Source organism: Sphingomonas corticis (assembly GCF_012035195.1).
In the GTDB taxonomy this organism is placed as follows: domain Bacteria; phylum Pseudomonadota; class Alphaproteobacteria; order Sphingomonadales; family Sphingomonadaceae; genus Sphingomonas; species Sphingomonas corticis.
On record NZ_JAAVJH010000005.1, the window covers coordinates 228,017 to 250,004 of the forward strand.

Annotated in this window: 21 protein-coding genes and 1 pseudogene; 12 read left to right on the top strand and 10 right to left on the bottom strand. The window is 70.4% G+C overall.

Going from position 1 to position 21,988, the window contains the following annotated elements:
- Positions 1-29: 29 nt before the first annotated feature.
- The 6 genes from HBH26_RS10090 to HBH26_RS10115 all read right to left on the bottom strand — a co-directional run bounded on the left by HBH26_RS10090 (position 30) and on the right by HBH26_RS10115 (position 3,854).
- Positions 30-452 (bottom strand): Fur family transcriptional regulator, encoded by a 423-nt coding sequence (locus HBH26_RS10090; RefSeq protein ID WP_168134468.1) that lies wholly within the window; start codon positions 450-452, stop codon positions 30-32.
- 61 nt (positions 453-513) lie between these two features.
- Positions 514-990, bottom strand: coding sequence for a ribosomal protein S18-alanine N-acetyltransferase (rimI, locus tag HBH26_RS10095; RefSeq protein WP_168134469.1), 477 nt, complete (start codon positions 988-990; stop codon positions 514-516).
- A complete protein-coding gene (gene tsaB / locus HBH26_RS10100) occupies positions 987-1,610 on the bottom strand; it encodes a tRNA (adenosine(37)-N6)-threonylcarbamoyltransferase complex dimerization subunit type 1 TsaB (RefSeq protein WP_168134470.1) in 624 nt (207 codons plus the stop codon). The genes rimI and tsaB overlap by 4 nt, the downstream gene beginning before the upstream one ends.
- A gap of 140 nt (positions 1,611-1,750) precedes the next feature.
- Positions 1,751-2,344, bottom strand: coding sequence for a malonic semialdehyde reductase (locus tag HBH26_RS10105; RefSeq protein ID WP_168134471.1), 594 nt, complete (start codon positions 2,342-2,344; stop codon positions 1,751-1,753).
- Between the two features lie 27 nt (positions 2,345-2,371).
- A complete protein-coding gene (locus HBH26_RS10110) occupies positions 2,372-2,944 on the bottom strand; it encodes a NifU family protein (protein ID WP_168134472.1) in 573 nt (190 codons plus the stop codon).
- A gap of 76 nt (positions 2,945-3,020) precedes the next feature.
- A complete protein-coding gene (locus tag HBH26_RS10115; RefSeq protein WP_239024701.1) occupies positions 3,021-3,854 on the bottom strand; it encodes an aspartyl/asparaginyl beta-hydroxylase domain-containing protein in 834 nt (277 codons plus the stop codon).
- Between the two features lie 153 nt (positions 3,855-4,007).
- On the opposite strand from HBH26_RS10115, the gene HBH26_RS10120 reads away from it, so the two are divergent.
- Positions 4,008-6,929: a M16 family metallopeptidase gene (locus tag HBH26_RS10120; RefSeq protein ID WP_168134473.1), complete on the top strand. Its 2,922-nt coding sequence runs from the start codon at positions 4,008-4,010 to the stop codon at positions 6,927-6,929.
- Positions 6,930-7,187: 258 nt separating this feature from the next.
- Here the strand turns inward: HBH26_RS10120 and HBH26_RS10125 are convergent.
- The 4 genes and pseudogenes from HBH26_RS10125 to HBH26_RS10140 all read right to left on the bottom strand — a co-directional run bounded on the left by HBH26_RS10125 (position 7,188) and on the right by HBH26_RS10140 (position 12,081).
- A pseudogene (locus HBH26_RS10125) lies at positions 7,188-7,487 on the bottom strand (GIY-YIG nuclease family protein).
- On the bottom strand, positions 7,480-9,261 hold the full coding sequence (locus HBH26_RS10130; RefSeq protein WP_168134474.1) for an AMP-dependent synthetase/ligase: 1,782 nt from the start codon (positions 9,259-9,261) through the stop codon (positions 7,480-7,482). The pseudogene HBH26_RS10125 and the gene HBH26_RS10130 overlap by 8 nt, the downstream one beginning before the upstream one ends.
- Before the next feature lie 28 nt (positions 9,262-9,289).
- Positions 9,290-10,969, bottom strand: a complete 1,680-nt coding sequence (ggt, locus tag HBH26_RS10135) for a gamma-glutamyltransferase (protein ID WP_168134475.1) — start codon at positions 10,967-10,969, stop codon at positions 9,290-9,292.
- Positions 10,970-11,049: 80 nt separating this feature from the next.
- Complete coding sequence (locus HBH26_RS10140; RefSeq protein WP_168134476.1) at positions 11,050-12,081, bottom strand: quinone-dependent dihydroorotate dehydrogenase; 1,032 nt, start codon at positions 12,079-12,081, stop codon at positions 11,050-11,052.
- A gap of 237 nt (positions 12,082-12,318) precedes the next feature.
- Here HBH26_RS10140 and HBH26_RS10145 point away from each other — a divergent pair, with 237 nt between their 5' ends.
- From HBH26_RS10145 to HBH26_RS10195, 11 genes are all read left to right on the top strand, one after another.
- On the top strand, positions 12,319-13,176 hold the full coding sequence (locus tag HBH26_RS10145) for a helix-turn-helix domain-containing protein (RefSeq protein ID WP_168134477.1): 858 nt from the start codon (positions 12,319-12,321) through the stop codon (positions 13,174-13,176).
- An 86-nt stretch (positions 13,177-13,262) separates the two neighbouring features.
- On the top strand, positions 13,263-13,742 hold the full coding sequence (locus tag HBH26_RS10150; RefSeq protein WP_168134478.1) for an SUF system Fe-S cluster assembly regulator: 480 nt from the start codon (positions 13,263-13,265) through the stop codon (positions 13,740-13,742).
- Between the two features lies 1 nt (position 13,743).
- The gene (sufB, locus tag HBH26_RS10155; protein ID WP_168134479.1) at positions 13,744-15,207 is read left to right on the top strand and encodes a Fe-S cluster assembly protein SufB; all 1,464 of its coding nucleotides are present in this window, start codon (positions 13,744-13,746) and stop codon (positions 15,205-15,207) included.
- A 52-nt stretch (positions 15,208-15,259) separates the two neighbouring features.
- Entirely contained in the window at positions 15,260-16,015 is a 756-nt protein-coding gene (sufC, locus tag HBH26_RS10160) for a Fe-S cluster assembly ATPase SufC (protein ID WP_168134480.1), read from the top strand.
- A gap of 160 nt (positions 16,016-16,175) precedes the next feature.
- Entirely contained in the window at positions 16,176-17,354 is a 1,179-nt protein-coding gene (locus HBH26_RS10165) for a SufD family Fe-S cluster assembly protein (protein WP_168134481.1), read from the top strand.
- 6 nt (positions 17,355-17,360) lie between these two features.
- Positions 17,361-18,629: a cysteine desulfurase gene (locus tag HBH26_RS10170; RefSeq protein WP_168134482.1), complete on the top strand. Its 1,269-nt coding sequence runs from the start codon at positions 17,361-17,363 to the stop codon at positions 18,627-18,629.
- On the top strand, positions 18,626-19,090 hold the full coding sequence (locus HBH26_RS10175) for an SUF system Fe-S cluster assembly protein (RefSeq protein ID WP_168134483.1): 465 nt from the start codon (positions 18,626-18,628) through the stop codon (positions 19,088-19,090). Before HBH26_RS10170 ends, HBH26_RS10175 begins: the two co-directional genes overlap by 4 nt.
- A gap of 132 nt (positions 19,091-19,222) precedes the next feature.
- Positions 19,223-19,576: a HesB/IscA family protein gene (locus HBH26_RS10180; RefSeq protein ID WP_168134484.1), complete on the top strand. Its 354-nt coding sequence runs from the start codon at positions 19,223-19,225 to the stop codon at positions 19,574-19,576.
- Between the two features lie 190 nt (positions 19,577-19,766).
- Complete coding sequence (locus HBH26_RS10185; protein WP_168134485.1) at positions 19,767-21,275, top strand: WS/DGAT/MGAT family O-acyltransferase; 1,509 nt, start codon at positions 19,767-19,769, stop codon at positions 21,273-21,275.
- Positions 21,272-21,688: a phasin family protein gene (locus HBH26_RS10190; protein ID WP_168134486.1), complete on the top strand. Its 417-nt coding sequence runs from the start codon at positions 21,272-21,274 to the stop codon at positions 21,686-21,688. The genes HBH26_RS10185 and HBH26_RS10190 overlap by 4 nt, the downstream gene beginning before the upstream one ends.
- Positions 21,685-21,972, top strand: a complete 288-nt coding sequence (locus HBH26_RS10195) for a hypothetical protein (RefSeq protein ID WP_168134487.1) — start codon at positions 21,685-21,687, stop codon at positions 21,970-21,972. The genes HBH26_RS10190 and HBH26_RS10195 overlap by 4 nt, the downstream gene beginning before the upstream one ends.
- Positions 21,973-21,988: the final 16 nt, after the last annotated feature.

Below are 21,988 nucleotides of genomic sequence, written 5' to 3' on the forward strand. Positions count from 1 at the left end.
CGTCACAGGGCCGCGCGCGACGATCCGTCTCAATCCTTGCGCGCGAGCGAGACGCCGTACAGCTCCATCCGGTGATCGACCAGGCGGAAGCCCAGCCGCTCGGCGATCGCCTTTTGCAGCTGCTCCACCTCGGGATCGACGAACTCGATGACGCGCCCGGTCTCCACGTCGATCAGGTGGTCGTGGTGTGCCTCGGGCGAGGGTTCGTAGCGGGCGCGCCCGTCGCCGAAATCGTGGCGGTCGAGGATCCCCGCCTCCTCGAACAGCCGCACCGTGCGATAGACGGTGGCGATCGAGATGCCCGGGTCGATCGCCGACGCGCGCTCGTACACCTTCTCGACGTCGGGATGGTCCTCCGCCTCGGACAGCACGCGCGCGATGACGCGGCGCTGCTCGGTGATGCGCAGGCCCTTCTCGTGGCAGAGGGCTTCCAGATCGATCTTGCGGGCCATGCGCCCCATGTAGTGCGCGTTGCTTGTTGCGAAAAGCGCTACTGACTCGCAACAAGCGCGATCACAGCGCGCGGGCGTAGGTGTGCGCGTCGAACGTCTCGCCGGTGCGCGCGCGATAATAGCCGCGGCGCACGCCGACCGCCGCGAAACCGTGCGCGGCGTACAGCGCGATGGCCGGGTTGTTCGCCCGTACCTCCAGGTGCAACTGGCGCACGCCGCGTCCCTGCGCCTCGGCGATCACCCCGCGCAGCAGCGCCGCGCCGATCCCGCCGCGGCGCTGGCCAGGTGCCACCGCGATCAGCAGCAGCTCCGCCTCGTCCATGATCGCCCGGGTCAGCGCGAAGCCCACGGTGGCGCCGTCCACCTTCGCCAGCGTCAGCCACACGCCCGGCATGGCGAGGATGCCGATGCACTGGTTTCGCGTCCACGCCTCGCCGTAGCGCGGGTCGAACGCGGCGGCCATCACCGCATCCACCGCGTCCGCGTCGCGCGCGTCGCCCCGCACCAGCTCCACCGTCCGTGCCGCGGTTGTCGTCATGCCGGCAGCTTGGCGTCCGGCGCGCGGCCGTACAAGGGCCGTGCCGGCAGGTCGCGATACGATGCGGGCAGGGCAAGCGCGAACATGGCCGACGGCAACAGCGACGGTCCCCGTTGCCGCGCGGGAAGGTCAGCCAGGCGACCGACGCCGGTACCCACGGCCTGCATCGCGCCCAGCCGGTTCAGCGCATCCGACGGGGTGAGCGACTCGAAGTCGTCCATCGCGCGGAATTCGGGTCGGCCGGCATATCGCTGCACGAACACTTCGCCATGACCTCCTTCCATCACGACCGCGAACGGCGACGAGCGCCCGGCATTGGTGAATTCGTCCATCGCCACCAGCGCCAGCGACGAATAGCCGGCGACGCTGGCCCCCCAGCCGAGCGCGAGTCCCCGTGCCGCGGCGATGCCGACGCGGATGCCGGTGAAGCTGCCCGGACCCACGTCGACGAGGATGCGGCCGGCGCGCCCGCCGTCCGGCAGCTCCGCGATCATCGGCACCAGCCGCTCGGCATGGCCGCGCCCCACCACCTCGTCCCGCCACGCGAGCAGATCCTCGCCCTCGAACAGGGCGATGGAACAGGCGGCGGTCGCGGTGTCGATGACGAGGGTACGGGTCATGCGATGGAACTCCCCTTCCTCGCGGGGAGGGGGCGGGGGTGGGTAGCGTCCTGGCGATACGGATAGGTCACGGTGCCGCGCGCCGTAGCATCAGGCCCGACCCACCCCCAACCCCCCCCTTGCGAGGGAGGGGAACGAAATCACACGATCCGGTTGAACTTCTCGAAGTCCGGCCGCGGACTGCGATCGAAGATGCTGGCGGGGTCGCCGTGGCCCAGCGTGGAGATGAAGTTGGTCCGCACCGACGGCCGGTCGGCGAAGAACGCCTTGTCCACCGCCCCCGCGTCGAACCCGCTCATCGGCCCGGTGTCGAGCCCCAGCGCGCGCGCGGCGAGGATGAAATAGCCACCCTGGAGCGAGGAGTTGCGGAACGCCGATGCCTCGCGCAGCTCGCGGTTGCCGACGAACCAGCTCTTCGCGTCGGTATGCGGGAACAGCTCGGGCAGATATTCGTGAAATTCGGTGTCCATGCCGATGACGACACTGACCGGCGCCTTGCGCACCTTGTCCGCGTTGCTGTCCGAGCAGCACGCGGCCAGCGTCTCCTTCGCCTCCTGCGACGTGCACCAGACGAAGCGCGCGGGCAGCTGGTTGGCGCTGGTCGGCCCCATCTTCACGAGGTCCCACAGCGCGTGCAGCTCCTGCTCGCTCACCGGCTGGTCGGTAAAACCGTTGTAGGTGCGCGCGGTGCGGAACAGCTGGTCCAGCGCGGCGTCGTCGAGCGGCTGCGTCAAGCGAAACTCCTGTCGTGAAGGGGCGGATCAGACCGCGCGGACCTCGGTCACCTCGGGCACGTAGTGGCGCAGCAGCTGCTCGATGCCGTTCTTCAGCGTCGCCGTGGACGACGGGCAGCCGGCGCACGCGCCCTGCATCCGCAGGAACACCTTGCCCTTGTCGAACCCGCGATAGACGATGTCGCCGCCGTCGTTGGCGACGGCGGGGCGAACGCGCGTGTCGATCAGGTCGCGGATCTGCGCGACGATGTCGGCGTCGGCGGGATCGTCCTCGAACGCCTCCTCCTCGGCCGGCACGGAGAAGCCCGCGCTGGGTCCGCGAAACAGCGGCATCTGCGCGGCGAAGTGATCGGAAAGCAGGCCGAGGACATCGGGCTTCAGCGTCGCCCACGCGACGCCCGGTGCGGCGGTGACGGACACGAAGTCGCGGCCGAAGAAGACCCCCGTCACGTCGCCCAGGTCGAACAGCGCGGTCGCCAGCGGGCTCGCCTCCGCCTCTTCCGGCGTCGCGAAGTCGCGCGTGCCCGCGTCCATCACGATGCGGCCGGGCAGGAACTTCAACGTCGCCGGATTGGGCGTGGCTTCGGTTTCGATCAGCATGCGCGCGATGTGGCGCGTGCGCGGACGGGGATCAAGCCGGGGAGGGGAAAGGAATTGTTTCCGCCCGCCAGCCGGCTCACACGTCCAGCTGCTTCACCGCCGCGTTCCACTTCGCCACGTTGTCGCGCGCCTCCTGCACGAAGGCGGAGCGCTTGACGAAGCCCAGGAACAGGTCGGCGAACCATTTGCCCGGCTGGCGCAGCGGTCGCTCGAACTGGATCAGCAGGACGACGCGGGTCCCGTCCGTGTCGTTCCACACCTCGTGACGGTAGGTGTCGTCGAACACCAGCGTCTCGCCCTCCGCCCAGCGCACGATGCGGTCGCCCACGCGCATCCTGACATCGCCGTCGCGCGGCACGATCAGGCCCAGGTGGCACGTGATGAGCCCCTTGGTCACGCCGCGGTGGTCGGGGATGTGCGTGCCGGGCGCCAGGATGGAGAAGAAGGCGGAGTTGAGTCCGGGGATCGCCTCGATCGCCGCCTTCGTGCGCGGGCAGCGCGAGAGGTTGTCGTCGATCGGATAGCCGTATCCCCACAGGAAGTACGACCGCCACTTGTCCACCTCGGCGATGGCGCGGTGGTCGGGCGAGATGGTGGCTAGGCTGGGCGCGGCGTGGCCGACCAGCGCGACCGCGCGCGCCTCGTCGCGGATCGCCTCCCAGTCGGCGCGCAGCGCCTGCGTCCAGGCGAAGTCGCGCACGTCCAGCACCGGATCGTTCGACACCAGCGAGGATCCTGCGATCAGCCGGTCGAACACGCCGCGCAGGTGCTTGCCGATGCGGATGACGAGCGGGCGGTTCGGATCGGCCTGCATCGCCGCCCCGGCACGCGGCGCGCCGGAGACGACGTTCAGGTCGGGCACCATCCCGCCCGCGGTGGCGGGACGTGTCGCGGTGCGGACGTCACTCATCGAACAGCCTTTCCTCTTTCCCCCGCACGTCAGATGGGCACACGCTGCGCCGGGTTCACGTCCAAATCGTGGCGGAGTTCGGGCAAGGAACCCGAACCGGCGCACGATCCGCGCGGTTGCGGCGGACCGTCGCGACCGGTAGAGGCAGGGGCGATGATCCTCTTCTCGCGTACGTTCGCGAGGCCGCTCGCGGCCGCTTCCCTCCTCCTGCTCGCCGCCGGCCCCGCGATCGGCCAGCGCAAGCGTGCCGCGCCCGCGGCGCAGCCGCCCGCCGCCCCGCCGGGCAAGGTGGCGGTCGACACCTCCCCCTGGCTGTTCAAGGGATCGGACATCACGCCCGATCCGGAATGGCAGTTCGGCCGCCTTCCCAACGGGCTGCGCTACGCCGTGCGGCGCAACGGCGTGCCGCCGGGGCAGGTGGCGGTGCGCGTCAGGATCGACGCCGGCTCGCTGTACGAGGGCGATGCCGAGCAGGGCTACGCCCACCTCATCGAGCATCTGTCGTTCCGCGGATCGAAATACGTGCCCGATGGCGAGACGCGGCGGGTGTGGCAGCGCTTCGGCGCGACCTTCGGTTCGGATTCGAATGCGTCCACCACGCCGACGCAGACGGTCTACAAGCTCGACCTGCCCGGCGCGACCGACACGAAGCTGGACGAGAGCCTGAAGATCTTCGCCGGCATGATGGCGGAGCCGACGATCTCGCAGGCGAACCTCGATGGCGAGCGCCCGGCCGTGCTGGCCGAGCAGCGCGAGGCGCCGGGCGCGCAGGTGCGCTACGGCGACGCGCTGCGGCAGACCTTCTTCGCCGGCCAGCCGCTGGCGGATCGCTCGCCGATCGGCACCATCAAGACGCTGGAGGCGGCCACCCCCGCCAGCGTGCTCGCCTTCCACCAGCGCTGGTACCGCCCGGAGCGGACCGTCGTCATCATCTCCGGCGACATCGACGCGCAGGTCGCCGCCGACCTCGTCGTCAAGAACTTCGCCGGCTGGCGCGGCACCGGCCCGAACCCCGCCGATCCCGATTTCGGCAAGCCCGACCCGGCCCAGCCCGCGACGCGCGCGATCGCCGAACCCTCGCTGCCGCCGCTGGTGGCGACGGGCGTGCTGCGGCCGTGGATCTACCGTGACGATACGATCATCTTCAACCAGAAGCGGCTGGTCGATTTCCTCGCGCTGCGCCTCATCAACCGCCGGCTGGAAACGCGCGCGCGGGCGGGGGGCAGCTTCCTCCAGGCATCGGTCAATCTCGACGACGTCTCGCGCTCGGCGAACGGCACGTTCACGAACATCGTGCCCGTCGGCGACGATTGGGAAGCCGCGCTGAAGGACGTGCGCGCCGTGATCGCCGACGCGCAGGCCACCCCGCCCAGCCAGGTCGAGGTGGACCGCGAATTGGCCGAGTTCGACGCGGCGATGAAGAACGACGTCGACACCGCGCGGGTGGAGGCGGGCGCGAAGCAGGCCGACGACATGGTCAACGCGCTCGACATCCGCGAGACCGTCGCCGGCCCGCAGACCAGCTACGACATCCTGCAACAGGCCAAGCGGCAGGGGTTCTTCACCCCCGCCGCGATGGTCGAATCGACCCGCCGGCTGTTCCAGGGCGACGCCACCCGCGCGCTGCTGAACACGCGCACCGCCGATGCAGGCGCCGCGGCGAAGCTGGCGACCGCGCTGACCGCCGACGTGTCCGGCCTCGCCGCACCGCGGTCGGAGCAGGCCGCGGTCGATTTCTCGCGCGTGCCCGCGCTCGGCAAGCCGGGGAAGGTGGTCGCGCGCGTCACCGTCGGCGATCCGCCGATGGAGCAGGTGACGTTCGCCAACGGCGTGCGCGCGCTGATCCACGCCAGCAGCGCGGAGACGGGGCGCGTCTACGTCCGCGTGCGCTTCGGCCGCGGCTATCGCGCGCTGCCCTCGGACCGGCCGACGGTGGCTTGGGCGGGCGACAACGCGCTGGTCGCCAGCGGCATCGGCTCGCTGAACCAGGGCGATCTCGACCAGCTGACCTCGGGCCGCCGCATCGGGCTGGACTTCGACATCGGCGACGACGCCTTCGTGATGAACGCGCAGACGACGCCGGGCGACTATGCCGACAATCTGACGCTGATGGCGGCAAAGCTGGCCGCGCCGCGCTGGGATGCGGCGCCGGTGCTGCGCGCGCGCGCGGCGATGCTGGCCGCCTATCCCGGCTTCCGCGCTTCGCCCGACGCGGTGCTGGGCCGCGAGGTGGAGGGCCGGCTGCGCGACGGCGACCCGCGCTGGACGCCGCCGACGCTGGAGCAGGTGCAGAAGCTGGACGCCAAGGCGTTCCGCAAGCTGTTCGAACCGCTGCTGAAGACCGGGCCGATCGAGGTGCAGGTGTTCGGCGACGTGAAGGCGGACGAGGCGATCGCGGCCATCGCGAAGAGCTTCGGCGCGCTGAAGGGGCGCAAGCCGGCGAAGGACGCGAGCCCGACGGTGCGCTTCCCCGCGCACGTCGTGCAGCCGGTGACGCTGACGCATGACGGCGACGACACCCAGGCCGCGGCGCTGATCGCCTGGCCGACCGGCGGCGGCTCGGCCGACCATGCCGAGGCGCGGCGGCTCGACGTGTTGGCCTCGATCTTCGCCGACCGGCTGTTCGACCGGCTCCGCTCGGTCGCGGGGGCGAGCTACTCGCCGACCGCGCAGAGCCAGTGGCCGATGGGCCAGCCCGGCGGCGGCCGCCTGCTGGCGCTCGGCCAGGTGGCGCCCGACAAGGTCGACCTGTTCTTCAAGCTGTCGCGCGAGATCGCGGCGGAACTGGTCGCGACCCCGGTGCCGGAGGAGGAGATGCGCCGCACGATCGTGACGATGCTCCAGTACATGGCGCGCGCGTCGAGCGGGAACCAGTTCTGGCTGATGCAGACGCAGGGCGGCACCTTCGACCCCGCGCGGATCGAGGCCAGCCAGAGCCTGGTCAGCGACATGACCGGCATCACCCCCCAGTCGTTGCAGCAGACCGCGGCAAAGTACCTGACACCGGATAAGGACTGGACGATGGCCGTGGTGCCGCGGGCGAAGGCGGGGCCGGCCGGTACGGCTACCCGCTGACACCCGTCCTCCCTGCGAAGGCAGGGCCCATAGCTCCCTCGACGGAATGCAAGGGGCCGGTTGACGACGGGCTGCCCGGACGCCGTCGTTACGGGGAACGGCGCCGGCGATAGGCCCCTGCCTGCGCAGGGGCGACGGATCACATGTCGTTGCACGAGGCGAAGCGAGCCGGATCAGCGATTGGCCGTCACCCCTGCGAAGGCAGGGGTCCATGGCTCTATCGAAGGAAACCAAGGCCATCCGCGCAGGGGCGACGGTTCACATGTTGATGCGTTCGAACAGGTCGTCCCACCCGGGACTCATCCGGCCGATCAGGTTGAGCTTCCAGCCGCGCTTCCACTTCTTCAGCGCCTTCTCACGCGCGATGGCGTCGACGATCCGGTCGTGCTGCTCGACGTGGACCAGTCGCGTCAGCCCGTGCTCGCGGCAGAAGTCCGAGCCTCACCCCTCGCGATGCTGCTGCACGCGAGCGGCAAGGTGCGCCGTCACGCCGATGTAGAGCGTCCCGCTGGGTCCGTTGGTCATGATATAGACCCAGGCCACGCCCCGCTCAGCGATACAGCGCGTCCAGCCGCTCGCCGTAGACGCCCTTCAGCACGTGCCGCCGGATCTTCAGGCTCGGCGTCAGCTGTTCGTTCTCGATCGTGAACGGCTCGTCCGCCAGGATGAAGCGGCGCACCCGCTCGATCACCGACAGGTCGCGGTTCGTCCGCTCCACCGCCGCCTGCAACGCCGCGCGATAGGCCGGGTTCTCCGCCAGCGCCGCGTCGTCGGCGACGCCCTGCGCCTTCGCCCAGTCGGCGCGCCATTCCGGATCGGGCACCAGCACCGCCACCATGTGCGGCTTGCGGTCGCCCGCGATCATCGCCTGCACGATCTCGGGCTGGAGCGTCAGCATCCCCTCCACCTTCTGCGGCGCGACATTGTCGCCCTTGTCGTTGATGATGAGGTCCTTCTTGCGGTCGGTGATGCGGATCCGGCCGCCCGCGTCGATCTCGCCGATGTCGCCGGTGTGCAGCCAGCCGTCCTTCAGGACGCGCGCGGTCTCCGCCTCGTTGCGCCAGTAGCCGTGCATCACCAGTTCGCCGCGGATCAGGATCTCGCCGTCCCCGGCGATGCGCACCTCGGTGTTCTTCAGCGGCGGGCCGACGCTGTCCATCGTCACCCCCGCGCTGGGGCGGTTGCACGAGATGACGGGCGCGGCCTCGGTCTGTCCGTAGCCTTGCAGGAAGGTGACGCCGAGCGACTGGAAGAACACGCCGACCTCGGGCGTCAGTGGCGCGCCGCCGGAGATCATCGCCTTCATCCGCCCGCCGAACTTCTTCGTGATGCGCGGCTTGAACAGGGCGTCGACCAGCAGTGCCTTGGGCCGGTCGGCGAGGCGCAGGCGACCCGCGTCGCGCTTCGTGCCCACGTCCACCGCCGCGGCCAGCAGCTTCTGCGACAACCCGCCCTGCTTCTCGATCGTCTTCGAGATGCGCGTGCGCAGCACCTCGAACAGCCGCGGCACCACGAACATGATCGTCGGGCGCACCTCCTCAATGTTGGCGGCCAGCCGGTCCAGCCCCTCGGCATAGTAGATCTGCCCGCCCAGCCCGATCGGCAGGTGCTGCCCGCCGGTATGCTCATAGGCGTGGCTCAGCGGCAGGAAGGAGAGGAACACCTCCTCGCCCCAGCCGAAATCCTCGTCGATCACGGTCGCGCAGCCGTCGACGTTGTGCAGGATCGCGCCGTGGTGCTGCATCACGCCGCGCGGCGCGCCGCCGGTGCCGCTGGTGTAGATGATGCAGGCCAGGTCCTCGCGCGCGAAGTCCGCCGCGACGGCGACCGCGTCCGGATCGGCCGGGTGCGCGGTTGCCAGCGTTTTCCAGTCGTAGACGTCGAACGGCACCTGGCCCAGCCGCACGGGATCGATGCCGATCAGGATCTGCGGCTGGATCGAGCGCAGGATGGCGGGCATCAGCGCCCTGGCCAGCTTGTCCGTGGAGACGATGACCGCCTTCGCGCCCGAATTCTCGATGATGTGCGCGTGGTCGCGCGCGGTGTTCGTCGTGTAGGTGGGCACCGTCACGCAGCCCGCGGCCATGATGGCGAGGTCGGACAGGCACCATTCCGGCCGGTTCTCGCTCACCAGCATCACCCGGTCGCCGCGCGATAGGCCGATCGCCGTCAAGGCGGTGGCCAGCCGCGCCACCGTCTCCGCCGCCTCGCGCCACGACGTCGCGGTCCACGCGCCGTCCTGCTTGCGCCACAGGAACGGCGCGTCGCCCTTCTCCCGCGCGCGCGCGAAGAACATCGCGACCAGATTGGGGAAATGTTCGAGCGTGCGCATATCCTCTCCCGCGCCGGTGCGCCGGCGCCTATTGCTGCAACGACGTGCCCGGGCTGCGCGGGTCCGCGGCGCCGACCCAGCGGCCGTCCGCCAGCCGCTCCGCCGCATTCGCCTTCAGCCCCAGCGTGGTGACGGTGACGTGCTGCCCCATCGCCTTCAGCGGGGCGGCGAAGCGTGCGGTGGCGGTCCCGTCCTCCAGCACCAGGCCCTGCCGGTCGAAGAAGATCTGCCCCAGCGCGATCGCTTCCTGCGCGGACAGCTTCCAGTCGAAATGCGCGATCAGCGCCTTGGCGACCTGCATGATGATGGTCCGCCCGCCCGCCGCGCCCACGGCGAACACGGGCTTGCCCGCAGCGTCGTAGACGATCGTCGGCGCCATCGACGACAGCGGCCGCTTGCCCGCTTCCACGCGGTTGGCGACGGGCGCGCCGTCCTGCTCGGGCGCCAGGCTGAAGTCGGTCAGCTCGTTGTTGAGGACGTAGCCGTTCACCGCCAGCTGGCTGCCGAACGCGCTCTCCACCGTGTTGGTCCAGCTGACGACGTCGCCCGCATCGTCCACCGCGACGAAGTGCGTCGTCCCCGCGACCTCGCGCGAGGGCGCGGGGCTGCGCGGCTGGGCGCCCGGCGGGGTGCCGTGCTCATATGTCCCTCGCGCCTTGTCGGGCGCGATCAGCCGCGAGCGCGCGCGGACGTAGCCGGGATCGATCAGCCCCTGCACCGGCACCTGGACGAAATCGGGATCGGCCTGGAAGAAGTCGCGATCGGCATAGGCGAGCCGCATCGCCTCGCCGATGACGTTCCAGGATCGCGGATCGTCCTTGCCCCAGCGCGCCAGCGGGAAGCGCTCCACCATGCCCAGCACCTGCAACACCGTCAGCGCGCCGGAGGAGGGCGGCCCCATGCCGCACACCGTCCACTGCCGGTACGGTCCGCACACGGCGTTGCGCGGCTTGGCGCGATAGCCGGCGAGGTCCGCCTCGGTCAGCGGTACCGGGTTCTTCGGCGCCGCGGTCACCGCCTCGGACAGCTTCCTGGCATTGTCGCCGGCGTAGAAGGCCTCGGGCCCTTCCGCGGCGATGCGGCGCAGCGTGGCGGCCATGGCCGGGTTGCGGAACGTCTCTCCCTCCGCCACCGGCGTGCCGCCCTTCGCGTAGAGCGCGCGGATCGCCGGAAAGTCCTTCCACAAGGGCGCGTTGCGCGCCGCCGCCCCGGCCAGCCGCGCGTTCACGACGAAGCCCTTGTCGGCCAGCCGCACCGCCGGTTCGAACAGCCGCGCCCAGGGGAGCCGGCCCCACTGGCGATGCGCCGCCTCGGCGAGGCGCAACGTCCCCGGCACGCCGACGGAGAAGCCGCCCGGCCACGCCTGAAGGAACGGCAGCGGCTTTCCGTCGGCGCCGAGGAAGCGGTCGGGCCGGGCGGCGGCGGGCGCGGTCTCGCGCCCGTCGATCGTCTCCAGCAGCCCGGTCTTTCCGCCGTGGTGGACGATGAAGCCGCCCCCGCCGATCCCGCTCGACTGCGGCTCGACGACGTTCAGCGCCAACACCATCGCGATCGCCGCGTCGGTGGCGGTGCCCCCGGCGCGCAGCATCTCCTGCCCCGCTTCCGCCGCGCGCGGATCGGCGGCGGAGACCACCCCCTGCGCGGTGGCGGGTGACGGGGCGAAGAGCGGAGTGGCGGCGAGCAGCGCGAGCGCGAACGGGGCTTTCATCGTGCGCGACCCTATCGCGGCGCGCCGTAGGGGCAAGCGGGCAAAGTGATGCATGGAAGCGGGAGGACGATAGCCGCGCGCTATCGCTGCGTCCCGACCGCCGCCGCGACGTCGGCGAAGCCGTCCCGCGCCAGCAGCGCGGCGAGCTGTGCGACGGTGCGCCGCGCGAGGCCGGGACCCTCGTAGATCAGGGCGGAATAGATCTGTACCAGCGAGGCGCCCGCGCGGATCCGCGCATACGCTTCGGCGCCGCCGTCGATCCCGCCCACCGCCACCAGCGGCAGCGCGCCACCCGTCGCCACGCGAAAGTCGCGCAGCCGCTCGCTCGCCAGCGTGCGCAGGGGGGCGCCCGACAGTCCGCCCGCCTCGCCCGCGTCGCGCGCGCGCAGCGGCGGGCGCGACACGGTGGTGTTGCCGACGATCAGTGCGTCGGTCCGCGCTTCGATGACAGCGCGGGCGATGCCGTCAACCTGCGCGGGGGTCAGGTCCGGCGCCACCTTCAGGAACAGCGGCGTCGCCCCCCGCGCCGCGGCGCAGCGGGCGAGCAGGTCGGCCAGCGCCGGCCCTTCCTGCAGGTCGCGCAGCCCCGGCGTGTTGGGCGAGGAGACGTTGATCGTCACGTAATCGGCCACCGGCGCCGCGGCGGCGACCCCGGCGACATAGTCGGCGACGCGATCCGCCGCGTCCTTGTTCGCGCCGACGTTGATGCCCAGCATCCCGCCGCGTCGCCGCGCCGCCGCCGCGCGCGCCACGCCGGCGCGCAGCCCGCCGTTGTTGAAGCCCATGCGGTTGACGATCGCGCGATCCTCCACCAGCCGGAACAGCCGGGGGCGCGGGTTGCCTGCCTGGGGCAGGGGGGTCAGCGTGCCCACTTCCACCGCGCCGAAGCCGAGGGCGAAGAGCCCGCCGGCGGCGCGCGCATCCTTGTCCAGCCCGGCGGCGAGCCCCACCGGGTTGGGAAAGCGCAGCCCCGCCACCCGCGTCTCCAGCCGCGGCATCGCTCCCGCCAGCGGCGCGCCCAGCGCATCCCACCGCGCCAGCGCGGCCAGCGCCGTGCCATGGGCGCGTTCGGGATCGAGGGCGAAGAGCGCGCGGTGCGGATGGAGGGCCATGGCCGGAGCCATCGCGCGGCCGGCCGGCTCGATCAAGGGGCGCGGGTTGTAAAAAAAGGAAGGTCGTGTGGTCGAATCCATCCAAGACTTGCCCGCCGGTTTCGACTTATAACGAGAACGCGACCCGAGGGGCATTCGCAAGAACGCCCTTTCCTTTCAGACCCGGTGCCTCGGCATCGGGTCTTTTGTTTGCACCCGTCTTCGGCTAGATTTGCTCACCAGCGCGCAGGGGGGCCGATGTCGCCGATATCGCTCGAATATCGCGTGCCGCCGGAGGATCTTCGGCCGTACGTCACCTTGTTCTACCATTTCCACGCCGACGTGCCGGCGCTGGACGAGATCGAGCGCGCCGACCACGCCCAGCTCCGCTTCCGGCTGGACGGCGGCGACGCGGTCTATCGCGTCGGCGGCGACGCGGACCAGAGCGTCGGGCCGTGCCACGTCATCGGCCCCACCGGCGGGGCGATCCGCGTGCGCGCGGCAGGGCCGATCGAGCTGATCGGCATGGGGTTGCAGCCCGCGGGCTGGGCCGCGCTGCTGCGCGTGGACGCCTCCGTCATGCTGGACCGCGTGTTCGACGCGGCGCAGCTGTTCGGCGAGCCATGGTGCGCGTCCTCGTTCGCGCGGCTGCGCGCGGCGGACGGCACCGATGCCAAGGTGGCGGAGGCGATCGCGATCATCCGCGCGATGCTGGACCGGCATGACATCGTCGCGCTGGACTTCGCGCGCGCGATCGACGGCTGGCTGGCCGGCAGCGCCTCCGCCGCCGTCGACGATCTGGTGGCGGCCAGCGGTCTGTCGCGCCGTCAGGTGGAGCGCCGGACAAAGGCGCTCTACGGCGTCCCGCCCAAGACGCTGGCGCGCAAGTATCGCGCGCTGCGTGCCGCGGTCACGCTGGCCTCGGGCAGCGCGATCGGCGAGGCGCTGGTCGCCGGCGGCTTCTACGACCAGTCGCATCTCAACCGCGAGATCAAGCAGTTCGCGGGGCTCACCCCGCACCAGATGCGCGCCGCGCCCGGCCTGCTGGCGCAGCTGACCATCGCGCAGCGCCGCGCGCTGGAAGGCAGGGTGCATCCCATCATTTCCGACACCTGAGCGCATCCCGGCGGTTGATTTTCCGCGACGCAGCGACCATCTGCCCAATCGGAACGATTTGCTCCGATTTGAGAACCGCTCGCAACATGCGCCTTTCCTCCCTCGCGGACTATGCCGTGGTCCTGCTGACCGCCGCCGCGCGCCATTGCGGCGGTACGGGACGCATGAGCGCGACCACGCTGGCGGAAGAAACGGGCGTGCCGCTGCCCACCGCGCAGAAGCTGGTCAGCCGCCTCGCCGCCGCGGGGCTGATCGACAGCACGCGCGGCACCGGGGGCGGCATCCGCCTGTCGCGGCCGCCTGCCACCATCACGCTGGCCGACATCGTCGAGGCGGTGGAGGGGCCGATCGCGATGACGGCGTGCGTCGAGCACGGCGCCCAGGATTGCGGGCTGGATCACCAATGCTCGGTCAAGCCGCACTGGCCCGTCGTCAACGCCGCGGTCCGGGGGGCGCTGGCGGGTGTGTCGCTCGCGCAACTTGCCGGGCGGCCCGATTTTCCTTCCGTTCGCGCTTCGACCGGCTCGGCGCGAATGGACCCACTCCTTTCCGAGGTTTCGCTGTAACATGGCAACGAAGAACGCCGAAGCCTACGAGGCCGTATCCAAGAAGTACGAGTGGGGCTTCGCCACCGACATCGAACAGGACTTCGCGCCCAAGGGGCTGAGCGAGGACACCGTCCGCTACATCAGCGCGAAGAAGGGCGAGCCCGAGTGGATGCTCGAGTGGCGGCTGAAGGCGTATCGCCGCTGGCTGACGATGGACTCGCCCGACTGGGCGAAGCTGTCGATCCCGCCGATCGACTATCAGGACGCGTATTACTACGCCGAGCCGAGGCAGAAGAAGACGATCGCCTCGCTGGACGAGCTCGATCCGGAGATCCGGCGCACCTACGAGAAGCTGGGCATTCCGATCGCCGAGCAGGAAGTGCTCGCCGGCGTCGAGGGCGCGCGCAAGGTGGCGGTCGATGCGGTGTTCGACAGCGTCAGCGTGGCGACCACCTTCCGCGCCGAGCTGAAGGCGGCGGGCGTCATCTTCCTGTCGATCAGCGAGGCGATCCGGGAATATCCCGACCTCGTCCGCAAGTGGCTGGGCAAGGTGGTGCCGCAGCACGACAATTACTTCGCGACGCTGAACAGCGCGGTCTTCTCCGACGGCACTTTCGTCTACGTGCCCAAGGGCGTGCGCTGCCCGATGGAGCTGTCGACCTACTTCCGCATCAACGCCGAGAACACCGGCCAGTTCGAGCGCACGCTGATCGTCGCGGACGAGGGGGCGTACGTCTCCTATCTCGAAGGCTGCACCGCGCCGATGCGCGACGAGAACCAGCTGCACGCCGCGGTGGTGGAACTGGTCGCGCTGGACGATGCGGAGATCAAATATTCGACGGTGCAGAACTGGTATCCCGGCGACGAGAACGGCGTCGGCGGCATCTACAATTTCGTCACCAAGCGCGCGCTCTGCCAGGGCAGGAACAGCAAGGTCAGCTGGACCCAGGTCGAGACCGGCAGCGCGGTGACGTGGAAATACCCGTCCTGCGTCCTGGCCGGCGAGAACAGCGTCGGCGAGTTCTACTCGGTCGCCGTCACGAACAACCGCCAGCAGGCCGACACCGGCACGAAGATGATCCACCTCGGCAAGGGATCGCGCTCGACCATCGTGTCGAAGGGAATCAGCGCGGGGCGCAGCGACAACACCTACCGCGGTCTCGTCCGCGTCGCGCCGACGGCGGAGGGGGTGCGCAACTTCACCCAGTGCGACTCGCTGCTGCTGGGCGACCAGTGCGGCGCGCATACGGTGCCTTATATCGAGGTGAAGAACCCCAGCGCGCAGATCGAGCACGAGGCGACCACGTCGAAGATCAGCGAGGACCAGCTGTTCTACGCCATGTCCCGCGGGCTCGATCAGGAAGCGGCGGTGGCGCTGATCGTCAACGGCTTCGCGCGCGAGGTGCTGCAGCAGCTGCCGATGGAGTTCGCGGTCGAGGCGCAGAAGCTGCTCGGGATCAGCCTGGAGGGAAGCGTGGGTTGATCCTTCCGCCCGTTCGTCCCCGGCTGCCAGAATACAACGGATAAAGAAGACGATGCTCAGAATCGAGAACCTCCACGCCGAGATCGACGGCAAGGAAATCCTGAAGGGCCTGACGCTCGAGGTGAACGCCGGCGAGGTGCACGCGATCATGGGCCCGAACGGCGCGGGCAAGTCGACGCTCGGCTATGTCCTTGGTGGCCGCCCCGGTTACGAGGTGACGGCGGGCAGCGTGACCTTCAACGGCCCAGAAGGACCTTGCGACCTGCTGGAGAAGGAGCCGCACGAGCGCGCCGCGGCGGGGCTGTTCCTCGGCTTCCAATATCCGGTCGAGATCCCCGGCGTGTCGAACGTCCAGTTCCTGCGCGAGTCGCTCAACGCCCAGCGTGCGGGGCGCGACGAGAAGCCGCTCTCCGGCGCCGAGTTCCTGAAGCTCGCCCGCGCGCAGGCGGATGCGCTCGGCCTCGCGCAGGACATGCTGAAGCGCCCGGTCAACGTCGGCTTCTCCGGCGGCGAGAAGAAGCGCAACGAGATGGTGCAGATGGGCATCATCGACCCCGCCTTCGCAATCCTGGACGAGACCGACAGCGGCCTCGACATCGACGCGCTGCGCATCGTCGGCGACGGCATCAACCGCATCATGCGCCGGCCTGACAAAGCGGTGCTGCTCATCACCCACTATCAGCGCCTGCTCGATTACGTGAAGCCGGACCGCGTCCATGTGCTGGCGGACGGTCGCATCACCCGCTCCGGGGGCGCAGAACTCGCTCACCAGCTGGAGCGCGAAGGCTACGCAGAGGTCGTCGCATGAAGATGCTCACGCGGAGGCGCGGAGGCGCGGATCATGCTGGCGCCGCAGGCACGATAGATTTCACGCGAAGCCGCGAAGACGCGAAGACGTTCCGCGCGCCGCCTCGTCGCGTCTCCGCGCCTCCGCGCGAACACATTTCTTCGTCTCAGAGCGCCGCCGCATGACCGCCGTCCTCGATCTTCCCTCCACCCGCGAGGAGGCGTGGCGCTGGGCCGATCTCGGCGCGCTGTCCGCCGCCGCGGCGCTCGCCCCGGTCGCCGCGCCGGCGCACGAGTTCCTCGACCTTCCCGGCGCGCGGCTGCTGTTCGTCGACGGCGTGCTGGACGAGGCGCGATCGCAGCTTCACCGCGTCGAGCTCACCGATCTTCCCACGTCGGATCACGCCCTCGGCCGCCGCGCCGCCGGCAAGGGCTGGCGCCTGTCGCTCGACGCGCGCGCCGCCGCCGATCCGGTGCAGGTCGTCCACGTCGCCACCGGGCGGGAGAACCATCTGCCCGCGCATATCCACCTCGGCGACGACGCCGTCGCGCAGGTGGTGGAGACCTTCGTCGGCGCCGGCTGGCAGAACCGCCACCTCTCCGTGACGCTCGGCAAGGGCGCGCGGCTGATGCGATCGGTGCGGCTGCTCCAGCCCGCCGGCTTCGTCTCGCTGCGCGAGGAGGCGGACGTCGGCGCGGCGGCCAGCCTCGTCGCCGTCTTCCTCGGCGCGGGCGGGCAGGGCAGCCGCATCGACGCGCGGCTGACGCTCGGCGACGGCGCGTTCGGCGACTATGGCGGCGCGCTGCTGACGGCGGGCGAGCAACGCCAGGAATGCGCCGTCCGCGTGAACCACGCGCAGCCCGACGGCAGCTCGCGCCAGCTGTGGCGCGCGGTCGCCGCCGACCGCAGCCAGGCGAGCCTCGCCGCCGCGGTGGAGGTCGCTCGTCACGCGCAGAAGACCGACGGCGAGCAGTCGCTGCGCGGCCTGCTGCTCCACCGCACCGCCACGGTGAACCTGAAGCCCGAGCTGGAGATCTTCGCGGACGACGTGAAGTGTGCACACGGCGCGACCGTGGGCGAGCTGGACGCGCGCGCTCTGTTCTACATGGAATCGCGCGGCATCCCCCGCGCCCGCGCGCAGGCGCTGCTGACCCGTGCCTTCGTCAACGACGCGCTGGAACGGATCGGCGACGAGACGACGCGCGCCGCCTTCGAGGCCGACGCCGATGCGTGGCTGGAGGCCTCCCTCTCCCGGCGGGAGAGGAGTGTTGGGTCAACAGCGCCCCGCGCTGTTGAGATTCTGCCGGGGGCAGAACCGACCCAACTGGGCCCGCTCGGCGCAGCCGAGGGGGAAGGGTGAGGGCGCATGAGCGACGTCGACCTTCACCCTCACCCTTCCGCGGCTGCGCCGCTCCCTCCCTCTCCCGCTGGAAGAGGGAAAGCAGCGCCCCTCGACCTCGTCTCCGATTTTCCCGCCATCCCCGCCGGCTGGGCCTATCTCGACACCGCCGCCACCGCGCAGAAGCCGCAGCCCGTCGTCGACGCCATCGCGCGCGGCTATGACCGCACCTACGCCACCGTGCACCGCGGCGTGTACCAGCGCTCGGCGGACATGACCCTCGCCTATGAGGCGGCGCGCGCGCGCGTCGCCGCCTTCATCGGCGCGCAGGCCGGGGAATGCGTGTTCGTCCGCGGCGCGACCGAGGCGATCAACCTCGTTGCCCACTCCTTCGCCGCGCCGCGGCTGAAGCCCGGCGACCGCATCCTGCTGTCGATGCTGGAGCATCACAGCAACATCGTGCCGTGGCAGATGGTGGCCGAGCGCACCGGCGCCGCGATCGACGTGGTGCCGCTGACCGATGACCATCGCATCGACCTCGACGCGATGCAGGCGATGATCCGTGCGGAGCACAAGGTCGTCGCGCTGGCGCATGTCTCCAACGTCCTCGGCTCCGTCCTCGACGCGAAGCGCGCGACGCGGATCGCGCACTCGGTGGGCGCGACGATCCTGCTCGACGGCTGCCAGGCGGTGCCTCGGGTGCCCGTCGACGTCGCCGACATCGGCTGCGACTTCTACGTCTTCTCCGGGCACAAGCTCTACGGGCCGACCGGGATCGGGATCCTCTACGGTCGCGCCGAGCTGCTGGGCGCCATGCCGCCCTACCAGGGCGGCGGCTCGATGATCGACCGCGTCACCTTCGCGAAGACCAGCTACGCCCCCGCGCCGACGCGGTTCGAGGCGGGGACGCCGCACATCGTCGGCGCGCTCGGGCTCCACGCCGCGATCGATTACGTCGACGCGATCGGCCTCGATCGCATCCACGCGCACGAGACCGCGCTGGTGGCGCGCACCCGAGAGGCGCTCTCGCGGCTCAACTCGGTCCGGCTGCTCGGGCCGGACGACAGCGCCGGGATCGTCTCCTTCGTGATGGAGGGGGTGCATCCGCACGACATCGGCACCATCTTGGACGAGAGCCGAGTCGCGATCCGCGCCGGGCATCATTGCGCGCAGCCGCTGATGGAGGCGCTGGGCGTGGAGGCGACCGCGCGCGCCAGCTTCGGCGTCTACAACGGGCCGGCCGACGTGGACGCGCTGGTCGCCGGACTGGAACGAGTAGGAAAGATCTTCGGATGAGCGGTTTCGAGACCGAGGAAGTGGACAGCGTCGCCCCCCCGCCCAAGGCGCGGGTGGAGGATGCGGCGACGCCCGCGCAGAGCTTCGAGCGCAAGCGCGACTATCTCGCCGGGTTCCTGGCGCAGAAGCCCGCCGGCGACAGTCCGAACGAGCCGGGCGGCGCGATCTACGAAGGCGTGATCGACGCGCTGAAGGACATCTTCGATCCGGAAATCCCGGTGAACATCTACGACCTGGGCCTCATCTACGGCGTGGAGGTGACCGCGGAGGGCCAGGCGATCGTCACCATGACGCTGACGACGCCGCACTGCCCGGTGGCCGAGTCCATGCCCGGCGAGGTCGAGATGCGCGTCGCCGCGGTGCCGGGCATCGCCTTCGCCGACGTGAACCTGGTATGGGATCCGCCATGGGATCCGCAGAAGATGTCCGATGATGCCAAGCTCGAACTGGGAATGCTGTGATCGCGGCCGTCCGTTCGTCCTGAGGGGCCGCTGAGCGAAGTCGAAGCGGTGTCTCGAAGGATCGCCCACGTGGTTCGAGAGGAGGCTTCGACAGGCCCAGCCTCTCCTCACCACGAACGGCAAGGAGTTGAAATGACCACCACCACCCGCCCACGCCCCGCCGCGCTGAACCTCACCACCACCGCAGAGGCGCGCGTCGCCGCGCTGATGGCGCGCGCGCCTGCCGGCGCGATCGGCGTGAAGCTGTCCACGCCGCGCCGCGGCTGCTCGGGCCTTGCCTATTCGGTCGATTACGTCACCGAGGCCAAGGCGTTCGACGAGAAGATCGAGACTCCCGGCGGCACGCTCTACGTCGACGGCGCGTCGATCCTGTACCTGATCGGATCGACGATGGACTGGGTGGAGGACGATTTCACCGCCGGCTTCGTCTTCGCCAATCCCAACGCGAAGGGCGCGTGCGGCTGCGGCGAGAGCTTCACGGTGTAACTTTTCCGTCATCCCGGGCTGGTCCCGGGATCCAGGGCCACGAGGACCATCGATCTCGGCTCTGGATGCCGGGGGGAGCCCGGCATGACGCTCCCGTCCCAACCTGGATCAAAACCCCGCTTGCCCTCCGGCCCGGGCCGGTCCAGCATCGCCGCCAAAGCGCGGGCAAACGCGCCGCAGGAGAGGTGCGATGCAGCAATTGTCCGCGATGGACGCGTCCTTCGTCTATCTCGAAACGCCGCACACGCCGATGCACATCGGCTCGGTCGCGATCTACGATCCCTCGACCGCACCCGGCGGATTCGTCCGCTTCAAGGATATCCTGCGCTTCATCCAGGCGCGCCTGTCCGGCGCCCGCAGCTTCCGCCAGCGGCTGGTCCGCGTCCCCTTCGATCTCGACCATCCGTACTGGGTCGAGGATCCCGAGTTCGACATCGAATATCACGTCCGCCACATCGCATTGCCCAGGCCCGGCGACTGGCGGCAGCTGTGCATCCAGGCGGCGCGGCTCCACTCCCGCCCGATGGACCTGACGAAGCCGCTGTGGGAATTCACGATCGTGGAGGGGCTCGACAATATCGAGGGCCTGCCGCCGGGCTGCTTCGCGCTGGTCAGCAAGGTGCACCACGCCGCGATCGACGGGATGAGCGGGGTGGAGATGTCCGCCGCGGTCCACTCCACCGACGCCGACGTCGCCGATCCCGACACCGCCGACACCTGGCGTCCCGACAACATGCCCCAGGTCGCCGACCTCCTCGTGCGCAGCTACGTCAACAATCTCGTTCAGCCGATGCGCGCGCTGGAGACGATCGGCCGCTCGCTGCCCGGCGTGGGGCGCCTCGCCAACGAGGTGCGCAAGGGCGACGTCAGCGTCCGCAACACCCGGCCAGCGCCGCGCACCCGATTCAACGGAAAGGTCGGCGCGCACCGGGTGTGGGATGCGGTGCCGTTCCCCCTGAAAGAGGTCCGCGCGATCAAGGATGCGGTGCCGGGCGCCACGGTCAACGACGTGATCCTCTCCATCGTCGGCGGCGGACTGCGCAGCTACCTGCAGGGCAAGGACGGGCTGCCCAGGGACACGCTGACCGCCATGGCGCCCATCTCCGTGCGGGGGGAGGGGGAGAAGGCGGCGATGGGCAACCTCGTCTCGGCCATGGTCGTCGGTCTCGGCACGCAGATCGAGGATCCGCTGGAACGGCTCCGCTTCGTCCACGCGGAAGCGACCAACAGCAAGGCGATGACCAACGCCATCGGGGCGAAGACGCTCAGCGACTATAGCCAGCTGATCCCCTCGGGCCTCGCCGGCCTGGCGGCGCGGCTCTACACGCGTGTCGGCGCCGCCAACGCCCATGCGCCCGCCTACAATTGCGTGGTCACCAACGTGCCGGGCGCCCGCGTGCCGCTCTATTTCTGCGGCGCGCGCATGGTCGCGATGTACGGCACGGGGCCGGTGTTCGACGGCATGGGGCTCATCAATCCGGTCTACAGCTACGGCGACACGATCGCGGTGTCCTTCACCGCGGACCGCGACATGATGCCCGATCCCGACGCCTATGCCGCCGGGCTGCGCGCCGCATTCGAGGCGCTGAAGGCGGCGGCGGTGAAACCAACGCCCGCGCCGACGATTGACCGGGATCAGGAATGGCCGCTGCCGTCGAAGAAGAAGGCGGCGGCGCGCAAGGCGACGGGAGCAGCATGATGGCCGACGACCCCACCAGCACCGCCACCGATCAGGCCGCGAACGCGGCGGGCGATGCCGCCGACCGCCTGCGCGCCGGCGCGGAGAAGGCGCGCGAGGGCTTCCAGGATCACGTCGTCGAACCCGCCCGCCGCGCCGGCGAGGCGATGCGCGAATCGGGCAAGCGGATCGCCGACAATTCGTCGACGATCGGCGTGAAGATGATCGACCAAGCGGAAACGAACACGCACGAGGCCTTCGCCGCCATGCGCGCCGCCGCGCAGGCCAAGGACCTGTCCGAGGTGATGAAGATCCAGGGCGACTATCTGCGCGAGCAGGGACGCCGCAGCATGGACCAGGCCCGCGAGATCGGCGAGCTCATCATGCAGTTCGGCCGCGACGCGGTGCAGCCGTTGAAGGGGAAGGCGGAGTGAGGCGCGCCTTCATGGTGCCGGCCGCGCATGCCGCGTTGACGATCGCCGCGGTGCTCGCGCTCGCGCCGGCCCCGGCCGTCGCGCAGGCGCCCGATCCCGTGGCCGTCAGCCAGGCGTTGGTGATCCGCGGGACGATGGAGGGTCACGCCGAACGCGACCGGGCCCGCCTGGAGGGTCGCGCGGCCACGCCGGCCTTGTCGAAGAAGTGCGCGGCGGCGTGGAAGCGGAGAGACCAGATGAACCGGGCGGAACGGCGGCGCCTCTACGAACTCTGTCCTCGCTAGGGCAGTCCGGACGGAC